Source organism: Pseudomonas sp. HMSC08G10, assembly GCF_001808425.1.
GTDB lineage: Bacteria > Pseudomonadota > Gammaproteobacteria > Pseudomonadales > Pseudomonadaceae > Aquipseudomonas > Aquipseudomonas guariconensis.
Map to the genome: position 1 here is coordinate 187,436 of NZ_KV793291.1, position 6,953 is coordinate 194,388.

General features: G+C 61.8%; 9 protein-coding genes. All 9 read left to right on the top strand.

Annotation, left to right across the window (positions count from 1 at the left end):
- Positions 1–14: 14 nt before the first annotated feature.
- The 9 genes from HMPREF3173_RS03500 (at position 15) to flhB (ending at position 6,835) form a co-directional block, all read left to right on the top strand.
- Entirely contained in the window at positions 15–1,286 is a 1,272-nt protein-coding gene (locus HMPREF3173_RS03500) for a flagellar hook-length control protein FliK (RefSeq protein ID WP_070571553.1), read from the top strand.
- 139 nt (positions 1,287–1,425) lie between these two features.
- Entirely contained in the window at positions 1,426–1,923 is a 498-nt protein-coding gene (gene fliL / locus HMPREF3173_RS03505; protein WP_043212786.1) for a flagellar basal body-associated protein FliL, read from the top strand.
- Between the two features lie 9 nt (positions 1,924–1,932).
- Entirely contained in the window at positions 1,933–2,901 is a 969-nt protein-coding gene (fliM, locus tag HMPREF3173_RS03510; protein WP_043212789.1) for a flagellar motor switch protein FliM, read from the top strand.
- A 47-nt stretch (positions 2,902–2,948) separates the two neighbouring features.
- The gene (fliN, locus tag HMPREF3173_RS03515; RefSeq protein ID WP_043212852.1) at positions 2,949–3,413 is read left to right on the top strand and encodes a flagellar motor switch protein FliN; all 465 of its coding nucleotides are present in this window, start codon (positions 2,949–2,951) and stop codon (positions 3,411–3,413) included.
- 12 nt (positions 3,414–3,425) lie between these two features.
- Entirely contained in the window at positions 3,426–3,860 is a 435-nt protein-coding gene (gene fliO / locus HMPREF3173_RS03520) for a flagellar biosynthetic protein FliO (protein ID WP_070571563.1), read from the top strand.
- Positions 3,860–4,615, top strand: coding sequence for a flagellar type III secretion system pore protein FliP (gene fliP / locus HMPREF3173_RS03525; RefSeq protein WP_070571554.1), 756 nt, complete (start codon positions 3,860–3,862; stop codon positions 4,613–4,615). The genes fliO and fliP overlap by 1 nt, the downstream gene beginning before the upstream one ends.
- Before the next feature lie 21 nt (positions 4,616–4,636).
- Positions 4,637–4,906, top strand: a complete 270-nt coding sequence (gene fliQ, locus HMPREF3173_RS03530; RefSeq protein ID WP_043212792.1) for a flagellar biosynthesis protein FliQ — start codon at positions 4,637–4,639, stop codon at positions 4,904–4,906.
- A 7-nt stretch (positions 4,907–4,913) separates the two neighbouring features.
- Positions 4,914–5,690 carry a flagellar biosynthetic protein FliR gene (gene fliR / locus HMPREF3173_RS03535; protein WP_070571555.1) on the top strand — a complete coding sequence of 259 codons (777 nt, stop codon included), beginning with the start codon at positions 4,914–4,916 and terminating at the stop codon, positions 5,688–5,690.
- Positions 5,691–5,692: 2 nt separating this feature from the next.
- Positions 5,693–6,835 carry a flagellar biosynthesis protein FlhB gene (flhB, locus tag HMPREF3173_RS03540; protein WP_070571556.1) on the top strand — a complete coding sequence of 381 codons (1,143 nt, stop codon included), beginning with the start codon at positions 5,693–5,695 and terminating at the stop codon, positions 6,833–6,835.
- Positions 6,836–6,953 lie beyond the last annotated feature (118 nt).

Sequence of the window (6,953 nt, forward strand, 5' to 3'; positions counted from 1 at the left end):
GCGGAGACCTTTCAATGCCTGTCGCATCCAATCCTTTGCTGCAAGCCAGTGTGGTGAGCAAGCCATCGCGCGCGGCTGCTCAGACGGCGGACAAGCCGCAGGCGGCGGGCTCCCAGACGGGGGGCTTCGATCAGGTCATGGCCCGCCAGGGGCGTGATGACAAGGCGACCCAAGCCAAAGCCAAGGACAAATCCGACAGTGCGATCGACGGCAAGACCGAGCCTGCCGATACGCAGCCGGTTGCCGATGGCGGCAAAACCTTGCCAGTGGTCGATCAAACCAGCGTCAGCAGCGAATCGAGCTTGCTCGATGCCAGCCTCGTGGCCGGGCAGGTCACCGATGCCCAGCCTGGCGCGCAATTGATTCAGGCGCAGGCAGAGGCAGTGGCGCCTGTGCTGCAGGCCGCGGTGCAGCCTCAGGTCGCGCCTGTCGAGACGCCGTCGGAGCAGGCGCCGGCCGTGGAGGATTTCGACCCTGCGGCCGATCCGTTGGCCAACCTGCCGACCTTGCGCCTGGCCCTGGAACAAAGTGCGCAGGCCAAAGGAACGACCTCCGCCCATGCGGCGCCCACCAGTCAAAGTGACAGCGGCCAGCCCGACGATGGGCAGGTAGCCGTCAATACCTTGGCGAGCCTGATCGACAAACCGCAAGCCGAAGGCGACACCTCGCAGCCAGGTGACAAAGCCTTCAGCGAGCTGCTCGATAACGGCTTGAAGGACACCAAGAGCGCCAGCAGCGACACGCGGGTCGACGACTTCGCCAATCGCCTGGCCAGCCTGACCCAGGCCGCAACGCCCAAGACCGCCAATGCCGTACCGCCCAGCCCACTGCATCAGCCGCTGCCGATGAACCAGAACGCCTGGGCCGAAGGATTGGTGAATCGCGTCATGTACCTGTCCAGCCAGAACCTCAAGTCCGCAGACATTCAACTCGAGCCCGCCGAGTTGGGCCGCTTGGACATCCGCGTCAATGTCGCGGCGGATCAGTCTACCCAGGTCACCTTCATCAGTGGTCACGCCGGGGTGCGTGACGCCCTGGACAGTCAGGTGCATCGCCTGCGCGAGCTGTTCGCCCAGCAGGGGTTGGCCCAGCCTGATGTCAACGTTGCCGATCAATCCCGCGGCCAGCAGCAACAGCAGGCTCAGCAGGAGGGTTCGAACCTGTCCGGGGTCGCGGCGCGGCGCGCCATGGCCGGTGGCGAGGACGACGGTGAACTGGCCGATGGCGCACAGCCGGTCGAACAACAGGTGGTGATCGGCGACAGCGCCGTCGATTACTACGCCTGAGGGCTGCGGCGCAGCCCATCTCAGGCCGTCGCAAGCTCCTACGCCTGTCGGTTGCTCCCGCTCGGCTCAAATCTGGCATAACACTTGCTCAAGCCACGTCATCCTTCTTTGAAACCCCGATGGACGACGGATTATTGGCATGGCGAAGAGCGAAGCAGTCAAAGACCCCGCCACTAAAGGCAAACTCAAGCTGATCCTCCTGCTGGTGCTGGCACTGCTGCTGGCCGTGGGCCTGTCGGTGGGCGCCACGTGGTTCGTCATGCACAAGAGCGAGTCGGCACCCGCTGTCGATCCTGCCCAGGCCAACGTCAAGGCGGCGGCGATCTATGAGCCGCTGGCGCCGGCTTTCGTGGTCAATTTCAACCAGAACGGCCGCCAGCGCTACATGCAGGTGAGCATCACCATGCAGGGGCGCAACCAGGCCGACCTGGACGCACTCAAGGTGCACATGCCTGTGATCCGCAACAACCTGGTCATGATGTTCTCGGGGCAAGGTTTCGACACCCTGGCCAGCAGCCCGGTAGGCCAGGAGATGCTGCGCCAGAAGGCCACCGCGGTGGTCCAGGAAGTGGCACAGAAGGAAGTCGGCAAGCCGGTCGTGGACCAGCTGCTGTTCACCAATTTCGTATTGCAGTAGGAGCCCGAAATGGCCGTGCAGGACCTGCTGTCCCAGGATGAGATCGACGCCCTGTTGCATGGCGTCGATGACGGTCTGGTACAAACCGAAAGCGCTGCCGAGCCCGGTGGCGTCAAAAGCTATGACCTGACCAGCCAGGATCGGATCGTCCGCGGACGCATGCCGACCCTGGAGATGATCAATGAACGTTTCGCCCGCTATACCCGCATCAGCATGTTCAACCTGCTGCGTCGCTCCGCCGACGTGGCGGTCGGCGGCGTGCAGGTGATGAAGTTCGGCGAGTACGTGCATTCGCTGTATGTCCCGACCAGTCTGAACCTGGTCAAGATCAAGCCGCTGCGCGGCACTTCGTTGTTCATCCTCGACGCCAAGCTGGTGTTCAAGCTGGTGGACAACTTCTTCGGTGGCGATGGCCGTCACGCCAAGATTGAAGGTCGTGAATTCACGCCCACCGAGCTGCGCGTGGTGCGCATGGTGCTCGACCAAGCTTTCGTCGACCTCAAGGAAGCCTGGCAGGCAATCATGCCGGTCAACTTCGAGTACATAAACTCCGAGGTCAACCCGGCCATGGCCAACATCGTCGGCCCGAGCGAGGCGGTGGTGGTCTCGACGTTCCATATCGAACTGGACGGCGGTGGCGGCGACCTGCACGTAACCATGCCGTACTCGATGATCGAACCGGTGCGCGAGATGCTCGATGCGGGCTTCCAGTCCGACTTGGACGACCAGGACGAGCGTTGGGTCAAGGCCCTGCGCGAAGACGTGCTCGATGTCAGCGTGCCGCTCTCGGCCACCGTGGCCCGCCGTCAGCTCAAACTGCGCGACATCCTGCACATGCAGCCGGGCGATGTGATCCCCGTCGAGTTGCCCGAGCACCTGGTGCTGCGCGCCAACGGCGTGCCGTCGTTCAAGGCGCGCCTTGGCTCGCACAAGGGCACCTTGTCGCTGCAGATCATCGACCCGATCGAACGTCGCTGACGGCGTGCCGGTCGCTCCTTCCGAATTGAATGCCTGTCGAGGACATCATGGCTAACGAAAACGAAATCACCTCCCCGGAGGAACAGGCTCTGGCCGATGAGTGGGCTGCCGCCCTGCAGGAAACCGGCGACGCCGGTCAGGCCGACATCGATGCGCTGCTGGCTGCCGACAGCGGCAAGTCCGGCGCCGGCCGCCTGCCGATGGAAGAGTTCGCAAGCTCCCCCAAGCCCAATGAAAACGTCAGCCTCGAGGGGCCGAACCTGGATGTGATCCTGGATATCCCGGTGAACATTTCCATGGAAGTGGGCAGCACCGAAATCAGCATCCGCAACCTGCTGCAGCTCAACCAGGGCTCGGTGATCGAGCTTGATCGCCTGGCGGGCGAGCCGTTGGACGTGCTGGTCAACGGCACCTTGATCGCCCACGGCGAGGTGGTGGTGGTCAACGAGAAGTTCGGCATCCGCCTGACCGACGTGATCAGCCCCAGCGAACGCATCAAGAAGCTGCGCTGAGTGAAGGGTTCGATGCGGGCCGTGATGGCCTTCGGCGCATTGCTCGTCAGCGAGACGGTGATCGCGGCCACTCAGGCATCGGCACCCGCTGCGGCTGCACCCGGCAGCCTCAGTGGGCAGTTGGCACAGATGGTCTTCGGCCTGTTGCTGGTGGTCGGCTTGATCTTCGCCCTTGCCTGGTTGCTGCGCCGCATGCAAGGCGCGACACCGCGCGGTGGGCAGGTGATCGATATCATCGGCAGCCGGACGATCGGCCCGCGTGACCGCCTGCTGCTGGTGCAGGTGGGCAAGGAGCAGATCCTCATCGGTCACTCGCCCGGCAACATCGAAGCGTTGCACGTGTTGGCCGAGCCTGTGGAGGTGCCCGCCAGTGCCCGCCCGGCCACGCCGGAGTTCGCCCAGCGGCTGCTCGAGCTGATGGGCAAGGATCAGAAGGACAAGAAGTGATGACCGGCGCACTGCGCTCATTGTTGACCCTGGCGCTGCTGCTGGCTGCGCCGATGGCCTTGGCTGCCGACCCGTTGTCGATCCCGGCCATCACCCTGTCCAATGGGGCGGACGGCCAGCAGGAGTATTCGGTCAGCCTGCAAATCCTGCTGATCATGACGGCGCTGAGTTTCATTCCGGCGTTCGTCATCCTGATGACCAGCTTCACCCGCATCATCATTGTCTTTTCCATCCTGCGTCAGGCCCTGGGCCTGCAGCAGACGCCTTCGAACCAGGTGCTGACCGGCATGGCGTTGTTCCTGACGCTGTTCATCATGGCCCCGGTGTTCGACCGGGTGAACCAGGACGCGATCCAGCCCTACCTGAACGAGCAGATGACGGCCCAGCAGGCCATCGACAAGGCCCAGGGGCCGCTGAAGGACTTCATGCTGGCACAGACCCGGCAAAGTGACCTGGACCTGTTCATGCGCCTGTCCAAGCGCACCGACATCGCCGGCCCTGAACAGGCGCCGTTGACCATCCTGGTGCCGGCGTTCGTTACCTCGGAGCTCAAGACCGCGTTCCAGATCGGCTTCATGATCTTCATTCCGTTCCTGATCATCGACATGGTGGTGGCCAGTGTGCTGATGGCCATGGGCATGATGATGCTGTCGCCGCTGATCATCTCCCTGCCGTTCAAGATCATGCTGTTCGTCCTGGTCGATGGCTGGGCGTTGATCATGGGTACCTTGGCCGGCAGTTTCGGTGGCGTCTGAGGCCATCAAGGAGAGCCACGTATGACACCAGAAGTTGCCGTAGACATTTTCCGCGATGCGCTCTGGATGACGACCATGATGGTGGCCATCCTGGTGGTGCCGAGCTTGCTGGTCGGCCTGGTGGTGGCGATGTTCCAGGCTGCCACCCAGATCAACGAGCAGACCCTGAGCTTTCTGCCGCGCCTGCTGGTGATGCTGGTCACCCTGATCGTCATCGGGCCCTGGCTGTTGCAGCGATTCATGGAGTATTTCAACCGTCTGTACACCAGCATTCCGCAGTTGATCGGTTGATGCAGCCATGCTGGAGCTGACCGATACACAGATTGGCACCTGGGTCGCCACCTTCATCCTGCCGTTGTTCAGGGTGACGGCGGTGCTTATGACCATGCCGATCTTCGGTACGCGCATGTTGCCTGCGCGAGTTCGCCTCTATGCTGCCTTGGCGATCACGGTGGTGATCGTGCCAGGGTTGCCGCCATTGCCTGAAATAGATCCTTTAAGCTTGCGCGGTGTGTTGCTGTGTGGTGAGCAGATCATTGTCGGTGCCTTGTTCGGTCTGGCGTTGCAGATGCTGTTCCAGGCATTCGTGGTGGCCGGGCAGGTGATTGCCGTGCAGATGGGTATGGCCTTCGCTTCCATGATGGACCCAGCCAATGGTGTTAACGTGGCGGTGGTCAGCCAGTTCATGACCATGTTGGTCAGCGTGCTGTTCCTGGTGATGAATGGCCATTTGGTGGTGTTCGAGGTGCTCACCGAGAGTTTCACCACTTTGCCGATAGGCAGTGCGCTAATGGTCAATCATTTCTGGGAGATGGCTGGGCGCATGAGCTGGGTGCTCGGCGCCGGCCTGCTGTTGGTATTGCCCGCGATCACCGCGCTGCTGGTGGTCAACATCGCGTTTGGCGTGATGACACGTGCTGCGCCGCAACTGAACATCTTTTCCATCGGCTTTCCGCTGACCTTGGTGTTGGGCATGGCTATCTTCTGGGTCACCCTGGCCGACATATTTTCCCATTACCAGTTATTGGCCAGCGAAGCGCTGCAATGGCTGCGTGAGCTGGCCAGAGCGCGCTGAACATGGCTGAAAGCGAGAGCGGTCAGGACAAGACAGAGGAACCCACCGACAAACGCCGGCGCGATGCGCGTGAAAAAGGCGAGGTGGCCCGGTCCAAGGAGCTCAACACCGTGATGGTGACCCTTGCCGGGGCGGGCAGCCTGCTGGCGTTCGGGGGGTACTTGGCCGAGACCCTGATGGACCTGATGCGCATGAATTTCAGCCTCTCGCGGGAGGTGGTGGTGGACGAGAGCGCCATGGGCACTCTGCTGCTGATCTCGGGCAAGATGGCGATCTGGGCGGTGCAGCCGGTGTTGATCCTGCTGTTCCTGATTTCCTTCGTCGGGCCAATCGCCTTGGGCGGCTTCCTGTTCTCCGCAAGCCTGCTGCAGCCTAAGTTCAGTCGTATGAACCCGTTGGCGGGTATAAAGCGCATGTTTTCCCTCAACGCCTTGACCGAGCTGCTCAAGGCCCTTGCCAAATTCTTCGTGATCCTGCTGGTGGCACTGGCGGTGTTGTCCAATGATCGTGAGGCGTTGTTGGCGATCGCCAATGAGCCGCTTGATCAAGCCATCATCCATAGCGTCCAGGTGGTCGGGTGGAGTGCATTGTGGATGGCTGCCGGGTTGTTGTTGATCGCGGTGGTGGATGTGCCGTTCCAAATTTGGCAGGCGCATAACAAGTTGAAGATGACCAAGCAGGAAGTGAAGGACGAATACAAGGATTCGGAAGGCAAGCCTGAGGTCAAACAGCGGATTCGCCAGTTGCAGCGTGAAGCCTCGCAGCGGCGCATGATGGCGGCGGTGCCGGAAGCCGATGTGATCATCACCAACCCTACGCACTATGCCGTGGCGCTCAAGTACGACCCCGAATCGGGCGGGGTGGCGCCTTTGCTGTTGGCCAAGGGGACGGATTTCATCGCGTTGAAGATTCGCGAGATCGGGGTTCAGCATCAGGTGCAGATCCTCGAGTCGCCGGCGTTGGCGCGGGCGATCTACTACTCCACCGAGCTTGAGCAGGAGATTCCTGCGGGGTTGTACCTGGCGGTGGCGCAGGTGCTGGCTTATGTGTTCCAGATCCGACAGTACCGGGCGGGGAAGGGCAAGGCGCCGGAGCCTTTGAAGCCTGATTTGCCGATTCCGCCGGATTTACGGCGTGATCGGTGAGTCGCTTTGGGTTGCATTGGTTGGTGTTGGGGGTTGTGGGCTTATCCGTTTGATTTATTGACGCTTAGTTACCTTTCCGCCCTTACGGCGGGTCACTTTGGCCAAGACCAAAGTGACC

Excerpts from the sequence above, each read along its gene's own strand:
- fliL (WP_043212786.1), top strand. The coding sequence starts at position 1,426 with ATGGCGAAGAGCGAAGCAGTCAAAGACCCCGCCACTAAAGGCAAACTC.
- fliO (WP_070571563.1), top strand. The coding sequence starts at position 3,426 with ATGCGGGCCGTGATGGCCTTCGGCGCATTGCTCGTCAGCGAGACGGTG.
- fliN (WP_043212852.1), top strand. The coding sequence starts at position 2,949 with ATGGCTAACGAAAACGAAATCACCTCCCCGGAGGAACAGGCTCTGGCC.
- HMPREF3173_RS03500 (WP_070571553.1), top strand. The coding sequence starts at position 15 with ATGCCTGTCGCATCCAATCCTTTGCTGCAAGCCAGTGTGGTGAGCAAG.
- fliP (WP_070571554.1), top strand. The coding sequence starts at position 3,860 with ATGACCGGCGCACTGCGCTCATTGTTGACCCTGGCGCTGCTGCTGGCT.
- flhB (WP_070571556.1), top strand. The coding sequence starts at position 5,693 with ATGGCTGAAAGCGAGAGCGGTCAGGACAAGACAGAGGAACCCACCGAC.
- fliR (WP_070571555.1), top strand. The coding sequence starts at position 4,914 with ATGCTGGAGCTGACCGATACACAGATTGGCACCTGGGTCGCCACCTTC.
- fliM (WP_043212789.1), top strand. The coding sequence starts at position 1,933 with ATGGCCGTGCAGGACCTGCTGTCCCAGGATGAGATCGACGCCCTGTTG.
- fliQ (WP_043212792.1), top strand. The coding sequence starts at position 4,637 with ATGACACCAGAAGTTGCCGTAGACATTTTCCGCGATGCGCTCTGGATG.